General features: G+C 35.0%; 19 protein-coding genes, 1 other RNA gene and 1 pseudogene. 15 read left to right on the top strand and 6 right to left on the bottom strand.

What is annotated here, in order from left to right; translation table 11 throughout:
• Positions 1-341: 341 nt before the first annotated feature.
• The 9 genes and pseudogenes from LS65_RS10060 (at position 342) to LS65_RS07980 (ending at position 8,112) form a co-directional block, all read left to right on the top strand.
• Entirely contained in the window at positions 342-1,352 is a 1,011-nt protein-coding gene (locus LS65_RS10060) for a permease (protein ID WP_201274346.1), read from the top strand.
• 9 nt (positions 1,353-1,361) lie between these two features.
• Positions 1,362-2,411 carry an ACR3 family arsenite efflux transporter gene (gene arsB, locus LS65_RS10055; RefSeq protein WP_034363493.1) on the top strand — a complete coding sequence of 350 codons (1,050 nt, stop codon included), beginning with the start codon at positions 1,362-1,364 and terminating at the stop codon, positions 2,409-2,411.
• 2 nt (positions 2,412-2,413) lie between these two features.
• Entirely contained in the window at positions 2,414-2,656 is a 243-nt protein-coding gene (locus LS65_RS08005; RefSeq protein ID WP_138129835.1) for a hypothetical protein, read from the top strand.
• A 137-nt stretch (positions 2,657-2,793) separates the two neighbouring features.
• On the top strand, positions 2,794-4,380 hold the full coding sequence (locus LS65_RS08000) for a DNA methyltransferase (RefSeq protein ID WP_084707960.1): 1,587 nt from the start codon (positions 2,794-2,796) through the stop codon (positions 4,378-4,380).
• Entirely contained in the window at positions 4,361-6,148 is a 1,788-nt protein-coding gene (locus tag LS65_RS07995) for an AIPR family protein (RefSeq protein ID WP_034363131.1), read from the top strand. Before LS65_RS08000 ends, LS65_RS07995 begins: the two co-directional genes overlap by 20 nt.
• The gene (locus tag LS65_RS07990; RefSeq protein WP_034363134.1) at positions 6,135-6,905 is read left to right on the top strand and encodes a TdeIII family type II restriction endonuclease; all 771 of its coding nucleotides are present in this window, start codon (positions 6,135-6,137) and stop codon (positions 6,903-6,905) included. The genes LS65_RS07995 and LS65_RS07990 overlap by 14 nt, the downstream gene beginning before the upstream one ends.
• A gap of 148 nt (positions 6,906-7,053) precedes the next feature.
• On the top strand, positions 7,054-7,398 hold the full coding sequence (locus LS65_RS07985) for an ArsR/SmtB family transcription factor (protein ID WP_336524485.1): 345 nt from the start codon (positions 7,054-7,056) through the stop codon (positions 7,396-7,398).
• Positions 7,399-7,560: 162 nt separating this feature from the next.
• Positions 7,561-7,647, top strand: a pseudogene (locus tag LS65_RS10255) (twin-arginine translocation signal domain-containing protein); the annotation flags it as partial.
• Positions 7,648-7,671: 24 nt separating this feature from the next.
• The gene (locus tag LS65_RS07980) at positions 7,672-8,112 is read left to right on the top strand and encodes a cupin domain-containing protein (RefSeq protein ID WP_034363503.1); all 441 of its coding nucleotides are present in this window, start codon (positions 7,672-7,674) and stop codon (positions 8,110-8,112) included.
• A gap of 73 nt (positions 8,113-8,185) precedes the next feature.
• Here the strand turns inward: LS65_RS07980 and carB are convergent, their stop codons facing one another.
• The 6 genes from carB to LS65_RS07950 all read right to left on the bottom strand — a co-directional run bounded on the left by carB (position 8,186) and on the right by LS65_RS07950 (position 14,262).
• The gene (gene carB, locus LS65_RS07975; RefSeq protein ID WP_034363136.1) at positions 8,186-11,506 is read right to left on the bottom strand and encodes a carbamoyl-phosphate synthase large subunit; all 3,321 of its coding nucleotides are present in this window, start codon (positions 11,504-11,506) and stop codon (positions 8,186-8,188) included.
• Between the two features lie 89 nt (positions 11,507-11,595).
• Entirely contained in the window at positions 11,596-11,907 is a 312-nt protein-coding gene (locus LS65_RS07970) for a hypothetical protein (RefSeq protein WP_034363138.1), read from the bottom strand.
• Entirely contained in the window at positions 11,907-12,122 is a 216-nt protein-coding gene (locus LS65_RS07965; protein WP_034363140.1) for a hypothetical protein, read from the bottom strand. The genes LS65_RS07970 and LS65_RS07965 overlap by 1 nt, the downstream gene beginning before the upstream one ends.
• An 8-nt stretch (positions 12,123-12,130) precedes the next feature.
• The gene (purU, locus tag LS65_RS07960) at positions 12,131-12,985 is read right to left on the bottom strand and encodes a formyltetrahydrofolate deformylase (protein WP_034363142.1); all 855 of its coding nucleotides are present in this window, start codon (positions 12,983-12,985) and stop codon (positions 12,131-12,133) included.
• Positions 12,982-13,866: a signal peptide peptidase SppA gene (sppA, locus tag LS65_RS07955; protein WP_034363144.1), complete on the bottom strand. Its 885-nt coding sequence runs from the start codon at positions 13,864-13,866 to the stop codon at positions 12,982-12,984. Before sppA ends, purU begins: the two co-directional genes overlap by 4 nt.
• Before the next feature lie 15 nt (positions 13,867-13,881).
• Positions 13,882-14,262 (bottom strand): RidA family protein, encoded by a 381-nt coding sequence (locus tag LS65_RS07950; RefSeq protein WP_034363147.1) that lies wholly within the window; start codon positions 14,260-14,262, stop codon positions 13,882-13,884.
• A gap of 71 nt (positions 14,263-14,333) precedes the next feature.
• On the opposite strand from LS65_RS07950, the gene LS65_RS07945 reads away from it, so the two are divergent.
• The 6 genes from LS65_RS07945 (at position 14,334) to LS65_RS07925 (ending at position 19,999) form a co-directional block, all read left to right on the top strand.
• Positions 14,334-14,801: a hypothetical protein gene (locus LS65_RS07945; RefSeq protein ID WP_034363149.1), complete on the top strand. Its 468-nt coding sequence runs from the start codon at positions 14,334-14,336 to the stop codon at positions 14,799-14,801.
• 156 nt (positions 14,802-14,957) lie between these two features.
• A complete protein-coding gene (flgL, locus tag LS65_RS07940) occupies positions 14,958-17,519 on the top strand; it encodes a flagellar hook-associated protein FlgL (RefSeq protein ID WP_034363152.1) in 2,562 nt (853 codons plus the stop codon).
• Positions 17,516-18,274, top strand: a complete 759-nt coding sequence (locus LS65_RS07935; RefSeq protein WP_034363155.1) for a polysaccharide deacetylase family protein — start codon at positions 17,516-17,518, stop codon at positions 18,272-18,274. Before flgL ends, LS65_RS07935 begins: the two co-directional genes overlap by 4 nt.
• Positions 18,275-18,319: 45 nt before the next feature.
• Positions 18,320-19,000, top strand: a complete 681-nt coding sequence (hsrA, locus tag LS65_RS07930) for a homeostatic response regulator transcription factor HsrA (RefSeq protein ID WP_034363158.1) — start codon at positions 18,320-18,322, stop codon at positions 18,998-19,000.
• Positions 19,001-19,052: 52 nt separating this feature from the next.
• An RNA gene (gene ffs / locus LS65_RS10485) (signal recognition particle sRNA small type) lies at positions 19,053-19,150 on the top strand.
• A gap of 60 nt (positions 19,151-19,210) precedes the next feature.
• Positions 19,211-19,999, top strand: coding sequence for a spermidine synthase (locus tag LS65_RS07925; RefSeq protein ID WP_138129834.1), 789 nt, complete (start codon positions 19,211-19,213; stop codon positions 19,997-19,999).
• The last annotated feature ends 2 nt before the right edge of the window (positions 20,000-20,001 follow it).

Raw genomic sequence — 20,001 nt, 5'->3', positions numbered from 1 at the left:
TATTAAACCACCCCTTTGGAAAACTATACTTAAACTCATAAATGATTTCATCTTTGTTTGGTTGTAGTGATTTATTCCAAGTTAGCATTACACCCCTTGTTTCCTCTGCAATTATCAATCTTTATGCTGTAATTATAACAAAATCTTTTATGATAAATTTTAGTCTTCCCCTTGACAAATACTAGGTATCAGGTTTTATAATGCTAAATAGATTTAGGTTTTGGGCAATAAATTAATATATCAACATATATTGATATATTAATTTAAAAAGGCTATACTTCCCTTTGATTTGTTAGACAATGCTTTAAGAGCATTGTGAGATTCTTATTCAAAGGAAAGTGATGAATATTCCTCCTCAAATTTTGCACACTCTACAAAGTTTCGCCATACTTTTTGCGGAAATCTCTCTTTTATTTATCGGTATAGATATGCTTGTGAGCTATCTTAACAAACGCTATTCCAACGCTGTTCAAAGGCACTTAAGCACCAACTCTTATGCAAGCTATTTTAAGGCGATTCTTTTGGGTGCGATTACGCCTTTTTGCTCGTGCTCTACGATTCCATTTTTTCAATCCCTTGTGCGCAATGGCGTTCATCTAAGCGTGAGTTTTGCCTATCTTTTAACCTCTCCGCTCATTAATCCTATTCTTATCACAATGCTTTTTATGACTTTTGGCTTTGCGCTTGGACTAAGCTATATGTGCTTTGTGGTTGTAGCCGTATTTCTCCTTGCATTCAGCCTAAAAAACGCGAATGCAAAACTCTTGCTGAAAGAGGAATTTTTGACAAACACCGCTTCTTGCACAACTTCAAGTTGTTGCGCAAAAGCTCCCCTTTCTTTGAATCCTAAGCCCATTTTATCAAGCAATGTAGCACAAGGCAAAGCCTTAAGATTCCATTCTCAAGCTCCGCAAACGCAATCCCAAGCGGATTTAAAACGCAAATCTTTTGCTTCTCTTTTTGCTCAAAGCTTTAAAAATTACAAAAAGATTCTGCCCTTTCTTGCTGTGGGTATGGCTATTGGGGCTTTTATCCACGATTTTATCCCGCAAGAGAGTTTGCAAGAAATTCTTAAAGACTTTAATTATCTTGGTGTGATTCTAGCGGCAATTATTGGGATTTTTCTTTATATTCGTGTGGAGGCGATTATCCCTATTGGCTTAGGGTTAATCAACGCTGGAGTGCCACTTGGCATTGTGATGAGCCTTTTAGTCGCAGGTGGAGGCTGCTCTTTGCCCGAACTCATTGTGCTAAAATCAATGTTTAAGATGAGATTGCTCTATATCTTTGTGGCAATGGTGTTAGCAATCTCCATAGGCTTTGGATTCTTGGTTATCGCGCTTGGAATATAAGGATATAAAATGAAAGTTTTAGATAAATTCCTCCCACTTTGGATATTTGTAAGCGTGGCTTTTGGCTTAATGCTCGGGGGCTTTTTCCCGCAGATTGTTGATTTTTACGCACTTTTGGAATACAAAGATATTAATTTAGCCATTGCATTAGGGCTTATCATAATGCTTTATCCACCTTTGGCAAAGGCGAATTACGCGCATATTTTCCAAGTTTTTAAGCACAAAAAAGTCCTTTTTGTGTCTTTGGGCTTAAATTTTTTGCTAGGTCCTGTGCTAATGTTTGTTTTAGCATTCCTTGCTTATGTGTTTGTGCCGCATTTCACTCTTGGGCTTATGCAAGGGGTCATTCTCATAGGACTTGCGCGCTGTATCGCTATGGTGCTAGTATGGATAGACCTTGCCTTAGGAGATAGAGAATTAGCCTTGAGCTTAGTGGCGTTCAATAGCCTGTTTCAAATACTTTTCTTTGGAGTTATGGCTTATATTTTTATGATGATTTTGCCCTCATTTTTAGGGATAAACCTGCAAGGCTACACCATCTCCTTTGCCTTAGTAGCAAAAAATGTCGCCATTTATCTTGGCATTCCTTTTATTTTGGGTTTTTTCACGCGATTTTTCCTCATCAAATACAAAGGCTTAAGATTCTATGAAGAAATTTTCATCGCCAAAATCAGCCCCCTTACCTTGATATTTTTGCTTTATATTATCATTGTGATGTTCTCATATAAGGGCGAGGCTTTGCTGAATCTCCCTTTTGATGCCTTGATTGTCGCACTGCCTTTGGTGGCTTATTTTGTGCTGATGTTTTTTATTTCTTTTTATTTGAGCAAAGGTTTTGGCTATGAAAAGTCCTGTGCCATAAGCTTTAGTGCCTGTGGGAATAATTTTGAACTAAGCCTTGCCATAGCCATTGCTTCTTTTGGGATAAATTCCCCCCAAGCCTTTGTAAGCATAGTAGGAGTGCTGGTCGAAGTGCCTGTAATGCTTTTTCTAGTTGATGTGATGAAAAAACTCAATAAAAATAAATTTATAGTAAAACACAAATATGCAAAGGAGTAAATATGCAAAACATAGAAGATTTTTTGAAAATCACAGGGGCAATCAATGATGAAAGCCGCGTGAAGATTCTAGCAGTGCCACTTGGCATTGTGATGAGCCTTTTAATCGCGGGTGGAGGCTGCTCTTTGCCCGAACTCATCGTGCTAAAATCAATGTTTAAGATGAGATTGCTTTATATCTTTGTGGCAATGGTGTTAGCAATCTCCATAGGCTTTGGATTCTTGGTTGTATTGCTTGGTTTGTGAGGATAAAAGATGAATATTTTAGATAAATGATTTATTGGGTGGGAGTTTGTTATAATTGCGATGTTTAAGCTTAATGTCTGATATAAGGATTGGATAATGGCAAACAATGAGGGGACACGATTAAAGTGGGAGCAGCAATGACACAAATCTTAAATGATACTTTACTTACACCCAAACAAGCGAGTATCTGGGCGAGTGAATATTTAGGGAAAAAGGTAACAAGCAATAATATTATCTATCTCTTAAATTATGGAAAAATTGCTAATCACAGCACAGATTTAAAAGAAAATTTGATTGATAAAAATGAGCTTAAAAGATATTATGATAACACGATTAAATCACAAAAGCATTTAGAGTCCACCCTCTCTTTTGCACAATACAAAGAAGCAGAGACAACGAAGCATATCCATAGAATCCACCCCTATAAGGGCAAGTTTATCCCTCAACTTGTAGAATATTTTTTAGATTCGCACACAGATTCTATCAAACAAGAAACTTATTTTCAACCCAATGATATTGTGCTAGACATTTTTGCAGGGAGTGGCACGACTTTGTGTGTGGCAAATGAGTTAGGAATGAATGCGGTTGGGATTGATATTTCAATTTTTAACACAATGTTAAGTAATGCTAAAATTGCCAAATATGATTTAAAATTGCTTGAAAAAGAACTTCAAAGATTGACAAAGCCTTTAGAAAATCACAGCCAAAACTCACAAATAAATTCCTTTGAAATTACACTGAATGCTAAGCTTAGCGATTTTAATCAAATACATTTTCCCAATAAAACCTTTAAGCGTCAAGTTGCCCTAAAACAAATTGATGAAAAGGCTTATGGAGAGGCAAAAGCACAGGAGTTTTTAAAAATTTATAATGATTTAGTGAAGCTTTATCATATCAACCTTAGCACAAAGGCACGGGGGAGTTTTTTTGAAAAATGGTATATGGATTCTATAAGGGAGGAGATTATTTTGCTTAAAAATGAAATTGCAAAAGCCCCCAAAGTTTTACAAGATATTTTACGCATTATCTTAAGTCGCACAGCAAGAAGCACTCGCGCCACGACACATTCGGATTTAGCTACACTTTTAGAACCTATCACAGCGACTTATTATTGCAAAAAACACGGCAGAATCTGCAAACCACTTTTTAGTATTAGCAAATGGTGGAAAGCTTATGCTAAAGACACTTTGAAGCGATTGAAAGAATTTGAATCTCTACGAAGTGAAACGAAGCAACTTTGCTTGAATGCAGATTCTACAAATGTAGATATTATTGCTGCAGTGCAACAACAAGATAAGGCTTTTGCGCAACTTATCAAATCTCAAAAAATTGCTGGAATCTTTAGCTCCCCGCCTTATGTGGGCTTAATTGATTATCACGAGCAACACGCTTATGCTTATGATATTTTTGATTTGCCTCGTAAAGATAGTTTAGAGATTGGCAAGTTAAGTGAAGGGCAAAGTAAGAGTGCGCAAGAAAAATATATGCAAGGCATAGCACAAGCTTTGAAAAACGCTAAAAGATTTTTGAAAGAGGATTATAATATTTTTTTGGTTGCTAATGATAAATTTAATCTTTACCCAAAAATTGCAGAATTAGCGGGAATGCAAATTGTAAAAACCTACAATCGCCCCGTGCTTAATCGCAGTGAAAAAGATAAAAATAAGTATAATGAGAGTATATTTCATTTGAGGGAGCGTGAAAATGGAATCAAGAATCGTTAAACAGGCTAGAGAATTTTGCTCTAGCTTATTTTCAGAAATGGAATTGTCCGAGTCTCAAGAGTTTGAAATTTTTTCTACAGCAATGCTTGCAACAACACTAGCCAATAAAGTAGATAATGAAATATTAAAAGATACTTGGCTTAATGATAATATATCTGGAATTGATGGTTTTTTTATTATTATTGATAATGCTCTATATTCAATTAATAACTATAGCACTATTTTAGAAAATAATGAAGACTTCAAGGAAGTTAAATTTTGTTTTATTGAAGCAAAGAATTCAAGCCATGTAGATTACAAATCTATTCTAAGTTTTTATAATACTTTAGAAAAAATTTTTAAGTCTCAATGTGAAGAAGAATTATTGACAACAATTATGCAATGCATTAATGACCTTTATGAAAAATCTAAAAAACAGAAAAATATTCCTTGTCTTAAAATAAATTTTTATTTTTGCACACAGAAAACAGAAACTAAAATTAGTGATTTGAGAGAAAGTTGGGAAAAAGAAATTAAAAAAAGCGAAGAAGATATTAAAGAGTTTATGGAGATTGAGACAAATCTTATAGGTAGTGAATTTTTAAGAAAAATTTATGAAGTCAACAAAACAGAACAAACCAGCATATCAATTCCAAAAAATAATTTAACTTGTATATCTGACAAATGCTTTATTGGATATGTAAATGCATTATCAATACTTAAAGCTATTTCTATAGAGCATGACAATATTAAAGTATTAAACAATAATGTTTTTGAAGATAATATCAGATTGTTTTTGGGAGATACCAGTATCAATAAAAACATTCAAGAAACCGTGCAACATAGAAGTGAAAATTTTCATCTCTACAACAATGGGCTTACTTTAATAAACGCCAAATCTGAAAATGGTATGAAAGACTATATTTTTCATTCCATTAGAATTATTAATGGTTGCCAAACGATTAATTCTCTATTTGAGGTATATAAAAATAGTAAAAGTAATGAAACATTAGAAAATATAATTTTACCAATAAAAATAATTGAGGCTATTGATGAAGATGAAATAGAATTTATCGCAACAAGCGCAAATAGACAAAATCAAATTGACACTTACCAACTTTTATCTAATAGAGAATTTTTTAAAGAGCTTGAAAAATATTTTTGCAAAAATACCATTAATAATAAAACTATTTTTTATAAAAGAAGAATGGGGCAAGAAAGTAAACAAGATTGCATCAATGTAGATTTGCTTATAATTATGAGATCTTTAATGTCTACAGTCTTTCAAATTCCACATCGTGCTTCTGGTTATTTTGATAGCACAATGAATAAATATTTACAAAGTTTTGAAAATCTTAATAAAGAATCCTATTGTAAATTAATTTATATTGTTACATATTTATTTATTTTTGTTGAAGATTATTTAAATAATATGACAAAAAAAGATAAAACACACCTCCTTAAACATCACATTACCTTTATAGTTTTTAAAATAGCAAATATTAATGTGAATATAAAAAAACCTAAAAAGCAAGGTGAAATTCCCGAATGGGATAATGAAACAATAAATGACACATATAATGAAATATATGCATTGCTTTCTGATATTTCCATATTTAAAAAATTAATGTCATATATTCTTGAAAAAATTAATAACACAGACCTTAAATCCTCGAAAATAGCACAAACAAAGCAGAAAATCCTCTATTCGCCCATCAACAAAGCAATTCCAGATTTTGATACATTTTGTTCACAATTACAGGAAGGAATAATTAATGCAAAATCTTAAAAGTAATATCAAAAATCGCCTATTTCAAGCATTACGCAATAAGTTTGAAAACTATAAGCCCGAAACTTCTTCTATGCCTTTTCACACAAGATTATTAGGCAAAGATAGAATGGCACTTTATAGCTTTATCCAAAGCCTTAATACCAACTTTGGCACAAGTATTTTTGAACCTGTGGCTGAAGAATTAGGCTTAAAGCATTTTGATACTATCAAGCGTCAAATGGCAGTTGCAAATACAATTACCAAAGAAGCACAAAGAGTGATACAAGATATTATGGATTCTTTAGAAAGCGGCAATTCTAAGCCCAACAAAAACGAGGAAATCGCTAGAATCTTGGCGGTTTCACAAAGTGGAGAAACAAGCATTATCAAGCCTACAAAGGTGGATTTGTTTTTGCAAAAAGGCAATAATGTGTATTTAATTGATATTAAAACCGCTAAACCAAACAAGGGTGGATTTAAAGAATTTAAACGCACACTTTTAACTTGGGTAGCGTGTTTTGCGTATAATAATCCACATTGCAATATCCAATCACTTATAGCGATTCCTTACAATCCTTACGCGCCAAAACCTTATGAACGATGGACTATGGCAGGAATGCTAGATTTAGATTCTGAAATTAAAGTAGCAGAGGAATTTTGGGATTTTTTGGGTGGAGCAGGAAGTTATGAGCTGATTTTATCAGCTTTTGAGGAAGTGGGATGCGAAATGAGAGAGGAAATTGATGCGTATTTTAAGAAATTTAATCAGCATTGAATCTGTGAATAATAGAAATCAAGCCATTTTCACACCTAATCCCTATAATCTTTCTTGTATTAAGCGCAGTGCAGTTTGTTATCGGTATAGAGAGATGATAATTTTGGGTTCTTGGTTACTCTAGGGACAAAATTTAAAAAGGTAGAATATGCAAAACATAGAAGATTTTTTGAAAATCACAGGGGCAATCAATGATGAAAGCCGCATTAGGATTCTCGCATTTTTAGCACAACATTGCCAAAAGCAAGGAATGCTGTGCGTATGTGATTTACAAGCCTCTTTGGATATGGTGCAATCTCGCCTTTCACGACATCTCAAAATCCTTAAAGACGCAGGATTTTTGGAGCTACAAAGGCAAGGCGTATGGGCGTATTATGGAATCAAAAAAGATTTAAATGGCTTTTGCAAAGACGCTTTAAAGCATATTGAGCTTTTAAATCTCCCCTTGCCCGAGCTTAAACGCATTTCTTTAGAGAATAAATGCACTAAATAATTGCTGCTGCTCTCTGCGCCACTCCCATTTGCGTTGCTTTGCCTATCTTTTCTCTAAGGGATTCCACTTAATATTCTCTGCATTTTTTCTCCATATCCCCTTGACAAACACTAGGTATCAGGTTTTATAATTACAGAACCTATTTTAGATTAAAGGATAAAAATGCAAAAAGATAAAGGGCATTCAAGACGCAAGTTTTTAAAGACAAGTGCAACACTTGCTGCAATGGGATTTTTAGGCACACAAACTTTCGTAAATGCAAAGGATGCAAAAATGCAAAAAACACAAGAGGTAGTAAAGGCGGGAAGTCTTGGAGGATTCAAAGGAGATTCTAAAATCTTTAGTGGTGAAGTGAATGTAAAAATGCTTTTTAAAAGTGGAGATTATCGTAATTTTAGTGGCGCAGAAGTTACTTTTAGCCCAAAGGCTAGGACAGCTTGGCATACGCACCCTGCAGGGCAAACGCTGATTGTTACACAAGGCACGATTTATACAGGCACAAAGCAGGGAATCACACAAATTGCAAAGGTTGGTGATGTGGTGCTTTGCCCCTCTGATGTAGAGCATTGGCACGGAGCAGGTTTGAAAGAAAAGGGTGTGCATATCGCCCTTACACACGAGAAAGACGGCAAGAATGTTACTTGGCTAGAGCTTTTAAGCGATACAGAATATGAGGGCTATATCAAGGAAGCAAAGAATAAGGCGAAGAAATAGATAAGACTTTAGCTTTATAAGAATTCTGCATTAAGAGGTGGATTAAAGATACTAAAATAAAACTCAAGGTGCTTTAGCTTTGCAGATATTCCTGCAGAGCATAGGCTTCATTCATATTGCTATTTTGTATTTCTTTAATTGCTTCAATCGCCACGCGTGCGGCAGAGAGTGTTGTAAAATATGGAATTGAGTTTTTAATAATCTGTGTGCGGATAAGATGTGTATCACCTTTATTTGAGCGATGATCACTTGTATTGATAGCAAGGGCAATTTGATTGTTTGTCATTTTATCAATGATATTTGGGCGTCCCTCACTTACTTTTAGAATCTGTGAGGATTCTATATTATTTTCACAAAGTGCTCGATAAGTCCCTTCTGTGGCACAAATAGTAAATCCAAGTTCAACAAATTTACGAGCAAGAGCCACACCTTCTTTTTTGTCATCATTTGTAAGTGAAAGAAAAATTTCACCTTGAGTAGGCAAAGCATTTTTGCACGCTAATTGACTTTTTGCAAAGCTTAGTCCAAAACTTTTGCCAATACCCATCACTTCGCCTGTGCTTTTCATCTCTGGTCCAAGTGAGAGTTCTGCGCCTACAAGTTTATTGAATGGAAAAACGGATTCCTTAAGGCAAACATAATTGAGCATTTTTGGTTTTAGAATAGATTCGTTAAAATCAATTCTATTGTGTTTGTCATAAAAGCGTAATGCTTCATAAAGTATGCCTTGTGATAAGTTTTGTTGTGTATCATTTTGGGATAAATGATGATTCCACATTACGCGTGTAGCGACCTTTGCTAAAGGAATACCCGTAGCCTTGCTGACAAAAGGCATAGTGCGAGATGCTCTAGGATTCACTTCTATAAGGTAAAGTTCATTATTATAAATAGCATATTGCACATTCATAAGCCCTATAACACCAAGCTTTAAAGCAATTTTGGCTGTTGTTTTTTCAATTTCATCAAGCATTGTTTTGGCAATGTTTATCGTAGGTAGTGAGCTTGCGCTATCGCCACTATGGATACCTGCTTCCTCTATGTGCTCCATAATTCCACCGATATATACATTTTGTCCATCGCTAATGCAATCCACATCAAGCTCAATGGCATATTCTAGGAATCTGTCAATCAGCACTGGTGAGTTATCGCTTACTGCAATGACTTCGTCCATATAGTTTTTAAGCTCTTCATCATTAAAGACAATTCGCATTGCACGCCCACCAAGCACATAGCTAGGGCGCACAAGCACAGGAAAACCAATTTTATTGGCGACCAAGTGTGCTTGTTCTTTTTCAAAGGCTATACCATTTTGCGGTTGTTTTAGTCCTAGCTCATTGACAAATTGTGCAAATTTTTCTCTATCTTCTGCTATATCAATGACTTTTGCACTCGTGCCAATGATTTTGGCATTAATTTTGGTAAGTGAATGTGCAAGTTTAAGTGGTGTTTGTCCTCCAAAATGCACAATAATGCCATCTGGCTTTTCACGCTCAATAACGCTTCGCACATTCTCAAAAGTGATAGGTTCAAAATAAAGCACATCACTTGTATCATAATCTGTGCTCACCGTCTCTGGATTGCAATTATACATAATGCTTTGCACATTTAGGTCTGCAAGGGCAAAGCTTGAATGCACACAACAATAATCAAATTCAATGCCTTGTCCAATGCGATTTGGTCCCCCACCAATAATCATTACTTTTTTGCGAGGATTGCTTTGATGAAAACTTAATGAAGTGTTGAAGCTATTTATGTATTCAAAATTACCTATACTTGAATAAAGATAAGGTGTAAGACTAGGAAACTCTGCTGCACAGGTATCTACTTCATTATACAGAGGCATAATATCTAGCTTTTCCCTTGCTTGATAGATTTCAGATTCACTAATATCTAAGTTATCATTTTCTTTGAGTAGAAAAGCAATCATTTTATCGCTAAATCCATAACTTTTAATGCGTCTCATTAGTGTGCTATTGTTTAGAATCTCTGCGGTAATGTCTTTTTCGGATTCTACAATTTCATAGATTTGGTTTAAAAACCACTTATCAATTTTGCAAAGTTCATACATTTCATTAATATCTATGCTTTTTCTAAAACCTTCTGCAATATAAAGTATGCGATTTGCATTTGGGCGGCGGATTTCTTTTTTAATAAATTCTATATCATTACAAATTTTATTTAACCCATAAGTGCCTGTTTCAAGGCTACATAAGGCTTTTTGTAAAGATTCTTTAAAAGTGCCACCTATTGCCATAACTTCACCAATAGATTTCATACTTGTAGTAAGTGTGGAATCTGCTTTTGGGAATTTTTCAAAAGTAAAGCGAGGAATTTTAGTAACGATATAATCAATACTTGGCTCAAAGCTTGCTGGTGTGCCTGTAATGTCATTTTTGATTTCATCTAAGGAAAATCCAACTGCAAGCATTGTTGCAACTTTTGCAATAGGATAGCCTGTGGCTTTACTTGCAAGAGCAGAGGAACGAGATACACGTGGATTCATTTCTATCACGGTCATTCTGCCATTTTGTGGATTAATAGCAAATTGCACATTGCTCCCGCCGGTATCTACGCCAATTTCTCGCAAAATTTTAAAACTTGCATCACGCATTCGTTGGTATTCTTTATCTGTGAGCGTGAGAGCTGGAGCAATTGTAATAGAATCTCCTGTATGAACGCCCATAGGGTCAAGATTCTCAATGCTACACACAATAATGCAGTTATCATTTTTATCGCGTATAACTTCCATTTCATATTCTTTCCAACCAAGAAGCGATTCTTCAATGAGAATCTCATTAATAGGACTTGTTTCTAAGCCATTTTTTGCCACTGCTTTAAACTCATCAATATTGTATGCCACGCCACTGCCACCACCTGCAAGAGTAAAGCTTGCTCTGATAATGAGTGGAAAACCAATCTCTTTTGCCGCTTCTATGGCTTCTTCTTCAGTATAGGCATAACGCGATTTAGGCAAATCCATACCAATTTTAAGCATTGCTTCTTTAAAAGCTTGTCTATCTTCACCTTTTTTAATTGCTTGGGGATTTGCTCCTAAAAATTTTATATCTTTTAACATACCTTTTTCAAACATACTCATTGCGACATTAAGTGCAGTTTGCCCTCCCATTGTAGGTAATATTGCATCAACTTTTTCTTTGGTAATTATATTTGCAATGATTTCTTCTGTGATAGGTTCTATGTAGGTGCGGTCTGCAAAATCTGGGTCAGTCATAATAGTAGCAGGATTAGAATTAATAAGCACTACGCGATAGCCAAGACTTTTAAGTGTTTTTACGGCTTGAGTGCCAGAATAGTCAAACTCACACGCTTGACCGATGATGATAGGACCTGAACCAATGAGTAAAATAGTATGAATATCGGTGCGTTTTGGCATAATAATCCTTTATAAAAATCTTTTAGGCATAAAAATTGTGTGATTGTATCTAAAAAGTGCTGAATCTATATCGTATGCACAAGACGAGTTTAGAAAAATTTATTAAGAATTTCTAGCCATTTTTGTGGAATTTTGTCCATAAGTATAAATCCAAACTCTCTATAAAGCAAAAGGCAGAGCCAATACCATAAAAGTAAAGAGAGCAACCACGATATGCTCCATGAGATAAAGGTAACAAATGTGAGAGTGGCATTATAGAATGTATCAATAATGCGTGTGAATCTTGATGGCTTAAGTTTTTTTTTCTGGGTTTTTTTGAAAAGTGCTTTTTTACGTTCCGCAAACAATTCTTTTATTGATTTAGGTGTTTTAGGATTGTGTGAGTGTTGAGAAATAGGCATTAGAGAAGTGCTTGAATGATTTTATAAAGTGCAAATAATGCTAAAAGACGCAAGGGTAGTGCGAGTCGCAGAGTATAAAAATGTTTTTTTAATGTAGGATTAGTATGTGCTGGAGGTGTTAAACCGAAAAAGAGATAAGTAATCCATTGTAGTGCATAGAAAATCCCGAGAAGCACATCAACCAATACAGAGAAAGTTTCAGGTTGTATCAACATTGTATTCCTTAAAATATGATAGTTTTGTTGCCATAGACAAAGATTCTATCCTCTAGGGCGAGATTGAGTGCGCGGGAGAGGACGACTTTTTCAATATCACGTCCTGCCTTTTGCATATCCTGCCACGAATAGCTATGATTGATATGGATAATATCTTGTGTAATGATAGGTCCCTCATCAAGATTCTCATTGACAAAATGTGCTGTTGCACCAATGAGTTTCACACCGCGTTGATAGGCTTGTTTGTAGGGATTTGCACCAATAAATGCAGGGAGGAAGCTATGGTGGATATTGATAATCTTGTTTTCAAAATGGCTGACAAAATCACTTGTGAGAATCCGCATATATTTTGCAAGAATGATATATGAGGGATTAAATTGCGTTATAACTTCTAAAAGTTTTTTCTCGTGTGTGTTACGTTCGATATTTTCAGCTGGGATATAAAAAAATGGGATATTAAATTTTTGTGCGAGCGATTCTAAGATATTGTGATTGCTTACAATGGCTTGTATATGCGCATTTAGTTCTCCACTATCGTGTCGCAAAAGTAAATCACCTATACAATGATTTTCTTTTGTGCAGAATATAATGATATTTTTTTTCGCCACAGGTTGGATTTTAAGAGTGCTATGTGGAGGGAGTATCTTTTTAATTTTATCTCGTAAAATATACTCATCACTCTCGCCACTCACTTGTGTGCGCATAAAAAAGAATTCATTTTCTTTATCCACATATTCGTCATTGCGCTCAATATTGAGCCCTAACTCATAAAGCACAGATGAAATATGATAGACTAATCCCTTTTTATCTGGTGTGCTAATAAGGATAATGCTTTGTGGAATCTGTTTTGAGTTATCGCTCATAGCTCCGCCTTAAGCTTAGGAGCAATAAATGATAGAATCTTTGTGCTTGTAGATTCTAAAACTTTATCCATATAGGCTTCAAATTTATCTTTTTTAAGCCATATTGCTTCATCAACTCCTGCAGATTGTTTGAGTGCTTCAATAGCTTCTTGCATTGAGCCGACTTTATCAATAAGTCCAAGTTGGGCTGCTTTATGCGCTGAAAATACCTTACCTTCTGCAAATTCCCTATAATCTACCACCTTAAGCTTTGAGCCACGAGCCTCAATCACATCTTTTCTAAAAAGCTCATATTGCTCTTGAATGAGATTCTCTATAAATTGTCTCTCTTCTTCACTCCATTGTCGCATTGAGGTGCCTACTTCTTTATAAGCTCCTGCCTTGATACCTTGCTCTTGAATCCCTATTTTATCAAGCATTTCTTTAATATTTAAGCCATTAAAAATCACACCAATAGAGCCAATGAGTGCGCCACGATTAGCATAAATTGTATTTGCATACATACCTGCATAATAACTACCGCTTGCCATTGAACCTTGTGTGTATGCAATTACAGGCATTTGTTGAGCAAGTGATTTTATCATATCAGCAATTTCAATGCTTGCACCTACTGCACCACCGGGTGAGTCAATGATAAGGAGCACGCCTTTAATGCTTTTATTTTTTTTAATTTTTTCAATTTGTGCGGCAAAACTTTCACTCTCATAAATTGGCGTAGTGAGATAAAGTTTAGCGAGATTTGGAGAAGCAGAATCGCTTTCACTAACGCTAGGCGTGATAATAAGAAATACAATAAATAAAAATACTATTACTTTAAAATATTTATTAATAAAATCAAGCGGAGCGGTAAAAATTCGTGCGAGTTTTTGTAAATCTTCCATAAGTAATCCTTAAATTTAGAGTATCGCGATACATTCAATTTCTACAAGAGCATTTTTTGGAAGACTTTTAACGGCAATTGTGCTTCTGGCTGGTTTATGTGAGCCAAAATATCGTGCATAAACTTCATTGAGAGCGTTAAAATGTTCCATATCGCTTAAGAAAACACTTGTTTTTATGACTTTTTGCAAACTGCTTCCTACAGATTCTAGAATGGCTTTGAGATTTTCAAGCACCTGTGTGCTTTGAGCGACAATATCACCATTTATAAAATCACCCTCTGGTGTAAGTGCAATTTGTCCTGAAGTATAGATAAGTCCATTATGAATGTGTGCTTGAGAGTATGGACCAATAGCTTGAGGTGCATTTGGTGTGCTAATAGGTGTGCTTGTTTGCATAAAAATCCTTTAAAGAATGAAAAAATTAAGCTATAATTCTAACATTAAAGTATAAATCATAGGGGGTGAAAATGCGTATAAAGAGTGTTTTAGTGAGTATGATTGCAAGTATGGCAATAATGTGGGCAGATAATATGATACTTGATTTTGAAACAATCGCACAAATAGAATTGAATCTTAAGCCTAACCAAACACTTATGATTGATCATAAACGAGGAGTGTTACTAGGTATTATGGAAGTTAGCCCAAATGGTGCGATTAAGCGACTTCCAATACCAAAAGAACTGCTTGGGAAAAGTGAAGCTGATGTAATGGGTGGTGTAAGAGGGGATTATAATAGGGAAACAAGTAATTTTGGTGGTTCATCAACAACTATTTATTATAAAGATATTAAAGGCAAAGCAAAAATACCAAGTGGTAAAGAAAAAAGTGTAGAGAATCCAAAAGAAACCCTCAAAAAAAGGGAAGGGGATAGAGAATGGAATAAAAGCAAGATTATCTATGAGCAGCAAGAAGAAACACTTGATATTGCGCGTTAGATTCTAAAAGAAGTCTTGAGGAAGCAGTTATGAAGCAAAATATTAAGATAAGTATGTATTAAAGGTGCTAAAAATGGATTTAGGGTATTCTTTTTGCTTTAAAAACCGATATAGAGTTAGCATTTATGCAATAAATCAAAAGCAAGGACGATAACAATGCGTGTTACATTTGGCACAAAATACAACCAAATGAATTATTATCAAGGCACAATGCAAAGTAAGCTTATGGATATGAATACTAAAATTGCTTCAGGCTTGAAGATTCAATATGGATATCAAGATAGCAGTGTGTTTAATCAGAATCTCAAGCTTGAGTATGAGAAAATCAACCTCGACCAAGGGATTGATGTGAGCAATGATGCTTACACTGCCACACTCAATACCGATAAAGCCCTTTCAGAACTCTCTCAAACTGCAGAGCAGTTTAATACTAAGCTTATTCAAGCGGCAAATGATATTCACTCACCAACTTCGCGTGAAGCGATTGCTCGAGATTTAGAAAAACTTAAAGAGCATATGATTAATATTGCAAATACAGCAATCGGTGGTGAATTTTTGTTTGCTGGAAGTAATGTCAAAATTCGTCCTTTTGAGCCAGATGGGACATATAAAGGCAATAACGAAAGACTTGAGGCATTGGTGAGTAATAATAACTTCATACCCTATAATATTACAGGTGAAGAACTATTTTTTGGGCGGGATTCTGATTATCATAAGAGTATTACAACGAATATACGCAAATTCAATCAAACAAAACTTAATAACAATATAATGGATAGAATTAAACGAGGCGATATACCTGAAGAAGTGTATATCAAGGCGACTGACACCCTGCGCGACTTGATAGGAGACAATGATAGTGATACAAGCAATAATGGCAAAGAATATTTTTATCTTCGTGGTATTCGACCCGATGGCACGAGTTTTAAAAGTAAGTTTGAATTTGATGTGGGTTATAAAAATGCTACAAATGCAACTAAAGTGCAAGATTTACTCGATAGGATAGGAAAAGAATACGGCAATACAAGCAAGAATAAAGTTGTTGATGTGGGCTTAAACTTTTGGGGAGAAATTGAAATTAAAAATCTTAAACCAGGTAGTGCAAACTTAGACTTTCATCTTATTTCAAGTGATACTGATGTTGAGAATCTTGATGATTTACCTGCACTTGGCGCACGCGTTACAAGTTTCCAAAAAAGCAATTTTATGGGGCAATTTTCACAAAGCCATATCAAAGCAATTAAAGATAACTATGATCATCGTGATGTGAAATTTCCAACGACATTGCTTACAAAAGATAATTCTCCTGCTGTTCTCCAGACGAAGCTTAAAGATGTATTGTCTAGTGATGTTAAAACACTTGTTATTGAAGGCACGCGTCCAAATAATGATGATGGCACAATCAATGAAGAACCTATTGAGGCTTTAAGTATTCATATTGATGATGATATAGAAGTCCAAGATTTACTTGCAATGGTAAAACAGCATTTTGGTGGTAATCTAGAGGGTGAGATTATACGCGGAGAGATTGTATTTCGTGATTTGAATGTAACGCACAAAGAAAGAGATATGATGGAACGCCCATTTAATGGACCTAGTGGATTTTCTCTCTCTCTTACTACACTTAATGATTTGGGAATGGAAACTCAAGGTATGAGACGCGATTATCGCACAGAATATGACCAAGTAAGCTTTGATAATCAAGGTTCAAAGCTTACCTCTAATGTTTCACAGATTCTCGCTAGTGGTATGGGCTATGCAAATGAAGAGACGAAGCTTTCAGAGGTTGCAGGTGGAAGTCTTAATGGACAAACATATCATCTTGTGTTGGAAGATCATAATGGAATCCCAGTAAATGCGCGTATTGAGTTTAGTGATAAAGGTTCACATTTAGTGCTACCTAATGCAGATTTTGATATGAACGACCCAAAGTCTCAAGCTGAATTTTCTATTCCATTTTATAATCCTCACGATGAGCCACCAGCAGTAACTATAAGCAAAGCTGATGACATTACTTATCGCCAATTACTTGATATGATAGGGATTGCATTAAATTATAGCAATCAACCAATGAGTGTATATCAAAATATCCAAGATAGCACACTCACCCAATCAGGAAAGAATGCTTATGAAACTCTTATTAAAGAGACAAATGGACGTGTGAATACATATCTTAGTAAAGATGGACGCATTGAAATTCAAGATGATATGCGTTCTGTATCGCGTATGAAATTTATGATATATGATAATGCAAGCAATGATTTTAGTGAGCAAGGTATCCGCAATTATCGCTCATCACTTACTTTTAATGCGAGTAATGCTCTTATTATCGACCAGCCCGATGTAGATTTTTTTCATTCTGTTGATGATATTATTCAAGCAGTGCGTTCAGGTGTCTATCGCCCAGATGCTTATGGTGAGGAATATACAGACCAAATGCGTAATAAAGGGATTCAAAATGGTATAGAGATGTTTGGGCATTTAAGCGACCATATTGAAAAAATGATAGCACTTAATGGTGCTCATAGTCGAAGTTTTGAAAATGTAATTAGACGAAATGAGGTGTTACGCGTGCAAATAGAATCTGTAAAAAGTGATGTCATCGGCACTGATATTGCCGATACTTATAATCGTTTTTCAAATCTCACAACAAATTACAATGCAGTGCTTGCTTCTACAAGTCGCATTAATCAAATGTCATTGGTAAATTATCTATGAAATGTATTCCTATACTTCAATATAATCACATTCGTGATATGCAAGATTCTCATAGTGTCTATTTGGAAATTTTTGAACAACAGATTCAATATATGCAAAAAAAGTCTTTTACCTTTTTAAGCCTTGAAGACTTGATTACACTGAAGCAAGAAAATGCCTCTATTCCAGAACGTTGCGTATTATTAAGTTTTGATGGGGCGTGGCGTGATATTTATATGAATGCGTATCCTATTTTAAAAAAATATAATGCGAAAGCAGGATTATTTGTTGTAACAGAGTGGGTTGATGAAGCTTCAAAACTTAATGGGGATTATGTCCAAATGCCTCACAATGAATGCAAAAACGCACTTTTAGAGAATCCAAGAAGTATTGTGTGTAATTGGGAAGAAGTCCGCATAATGCAAGATGTATTTAGCATAGGCTCAATGACACATACTTATCAATTTTCAAATATTATTTCACTTTCGTGGCACGAAGATTTTGAGCTATCAAAACGTCTTATTAAGGAGAATCTTAATATCGAGACAAAACATCTTGCGTGGCCTGATGGAATCTATAATCTAGGTTTGCTCCGCACAGCAAAAAGTATAGGCTATGAGGCGTTTTATACAATGGAGCAGGGTATTAATCCTATCACAGGAAATAATGATGCCCTCAAACGTTATGAAGCTAAAAATAGTCTATTTTGGCTTAAAAAGTATTTATTTATTTCTTCAAGTTTAAGAAATTTTAGAATTGGTAAAATATTTTTATAAATATGCTATAATCCAAGCTAAATTTAAGTGTTGAGAGGAAAAGAAATGAGAATCTTAGTGATAGAAGATGATCCCACTTTATGTAAAAAAATCGCAGAAGTGCTTAATGAACGCAGTTATCAAACTGATGTGGCAGAAAATTTAAAAGATGGGGAATATTTCATTAGTATTCGGAATTATGATTTAGTATTGGTAGATTGGGATTTGCCTGATGGCTGCGGGCTTGACATTGTTTCACAAGTCAAGGAAAAATCCCCACGCACCCCGGTAATCGTAACATCTAGCAAAGCCACTGCTGAAAATGAGATTCAAGTCTTTAAGGAAGGTGCAGATGATTTTGTTTCTAAACCTTTCAGTTTTGAAGTGCTTTTGATTAGAATCCAAGCACGTTTAAGATTTTGGGGTTCAAGCGTGATTGAAATTGAAGATTTAGTGATTAACCCTGATGAAGAAAAAATTACCTATAAAGGACAAGAAATTGAAGTGAAAGGTAAGCCATTTGAAGTGCTTACACATCTTGCTCGTCATCGCGACCAAATTGTTTCAAAAGAACAGCTTCTTGATGCGATTTGGGAAGAGCCAGAGCTTGTAACGCCAAATGTCATTGAAGTGGCAATTAACCAAATTCGCCAAAAAATGGACAAACCTCTTAACATTGATACAATAGAAACTGTGCGCCGCAGAGGCTATCGCTTTTGCTATCCTAAAAAATCAGGTGAGAATTAATTTCTCACTTCAATCACTTTTAAGCTCTCACACGATACAATCTCCCCGCTTCCTTACAGACTTATGCAATAGATATATAAGACAACGCTTCAGGGTGGGAACACAGCAGAGCACCTTATATGTTTATGTGCCATAAGCACCTGTAGGGGAGTTTAATTTACTCATTATTTTAAATATTTTAGCTAGTTTTGAAGATAAAAAGGCTTTTTTATGTGGATTACTCGACAGCTCACCCCAAATTTTCGCCAAGAATATACGATTGATACTAAAATTCTAGATTCGCGCAGTAAGCATATCATAGAGATTTTTAAAAGTCTTGACTTTGATGAGGTAGCTATGATAGACCAAACACACCTCCTCCTTAAAAAATATCTTTTTATAGAATCTGAGCTTCTCGCGCATCTTCCGCTTTGTGTGCTTCCTAATGCAGAACATATTTTGCTTTTTGATAGTTTTAATCTTGAAATTGCCTACGAATGTCTTAAGCATAATGTGAGCGTGGATTGTGTGCAAGGAGATAGAAAGAGTCTCGATTCATTGATGAGCTTTTTGCCTCATTATCATCAAGTCATCAATAATTCCCATTTTGCACTTTTTGAGCAAATAATGGATTTAGATATTAAAAAGTATGACTTAATTATCGCAGATTCCTTACTTTCTAAGCATCAAATTGATGGTTTATCTCGTATGCTAACACCGCAGGGGATTCTTATTATCCGCAATCACCACCCAATCCTTATGGGAGAATCTTTTGTAGAAAAGATAAGTGATTGTGCAGATTTTTTTAGTATCGTTATGCCTTTTTCACCACATTTAAGCATTTTGAGTGATAAGAGTTATATTTTTGCGTCTAAGGCATTTCACCCATTAGCTGATATGCTCCTTCAAAAGATAGACCTTCTTCCACAGCTACAATATTATAACGCTCATATACACGAGAATGCTTTTACTCTTCCTAACTTTTTATTTGAAAAAATTCAACATATTGCTAAATTTTAGGC

This window comes from Helicobacter japonicus, from assembly GCF_000762845.2.
Taxonomy (GTDB): Bacteria; Campylobacterota; Campylobacteria; order Campylobacterales; family Helicobacteraceae; genus Helicobacter_C; species Helicobacter_C japonicus.
The sequence above is the reverse complement of the archived record's forward strand: the minus strand, read 5'-3'. Positions and strand labels throughout refer to the sequence as shown.

Coding starts and splice junctions, on each gene's coding strand:
- LS65_RS07970 (WP_034363138.1), bottom strand. CDS start 11,907: ATGCCTATTTCTCAACACTCACACAATCCTAAAACACCTAAATCAATA.
- LS65_RS07925 (WP_138129834.1), top strand. CDS start 19,211: ATGTGGATTACTCGACAGCTCACCCCAAATTTTCGCCAAGAATATACG.
- arsB (WP_034363493.1), top strand. CDS start 1,362: ATGAAAGTTTTAGATAAATTCCTCCCACTTTGGATATTTGTAAGCGTG.
- LS65_RS07935 (WP_034363155.1), top strand. CDS start 17,516: ATGAAATGTATTCCTATACTTCAATATAATCACATTCGTGATATGCAA.
- carB (WP_034363136.1), bottom strand. CDS start 11,506: ATGCCAAAACGCACCGATATTCATACTATTTTACTCATTGGTTCAGGT.
- purU (WP_034363142.1), bottom strand. CDS start 12,985: ATGAGCGATAACTCAAAACAGATTCCACAAAGCATTATCCTTATTAGC.
- hsrA (WP_034363158.1), top strand. CDS start 18,320: ATGAGAATCTTAGTGATAGAAGATGATCCCACTTTATGTAAAAAAATC.
- flgL (WP_034363152.1), top strand. CDS start 14,958: ATGCGTGTTACATTTGGCACAAAATACAACCAAATGAATTATTATCAA.
- LS65_RS07995 (WP_034363131.1), top strand. CDS start 4,361: ATGGAATCAAGAATCGTTAAACAGGCTAGAGAATTTTGCTCTAGCTTA.
- LS65_RS07985 (WP_336524485.1), top strand. CDS start 7,054: ATGCAAAACATAGAAGATTTTTTGAAAATCACAGGGGCAATCAATGAT.
- LS65_RS10060 (WP_201274346.1), top strand. CDS start 342: ATGAATATTCCTCCTCAAATTTTGCACACTCTACAAAGTTTCGCCATA.
- LS65_RS07965 (WP_034363140.1), bottom strand. CDS start 12,122: ATGTTGATACAACCTGAAACTTTCTCTGTATTGGTTGATGTGCTTCTC.
- LS65_RS07950 (WP_034363147.1), bottom strand. CDS start 14,262: ATGCAAACAAGCACACCTATTAGCACACCAAATGCACCTCAAGCTATT.
- LS65_RS07990 (WP_034363134.1), top strand. CDS start 6,135: ATGCAAAATCTTAAAAGTAATATCAAAAATCGCCTATTTCAAGCATTA.
- LS65_RS07945 (WP_034363149.1), top strand. CDS start 14,334: ATGCGTATAAAGAGTGTTTTAGTGAGTATGATTGCAAGTATGGCAATA.
- LS65_RS08000 (WP_084707960.1), top strand. CDS start 2,794: ATGACACAAATCTTAAATGATACTTTACTTACACCCAAACAAGCGAGT.
- LS65_RS08005 (WP_138129835.1), top strand. CDS start 2,414: ATGCAAAACATAGAAGATTTTTTGAAAATCACAGGGGCAATCAATGAT.
- LS65_RS07980 (WP_034363503.1), top strand. CDS start 7,672: ATGCAAAAAACACAAGAGGTAGTAAAGGCGGGAAGTCTTGGAGGATTC.
- sppA (WP_034363144.1), bottom strand. CDS start 13,866: ATGGAAGATTTACAAAAACTCGCACGAATTTTTACCGCTCCGCTTGAT.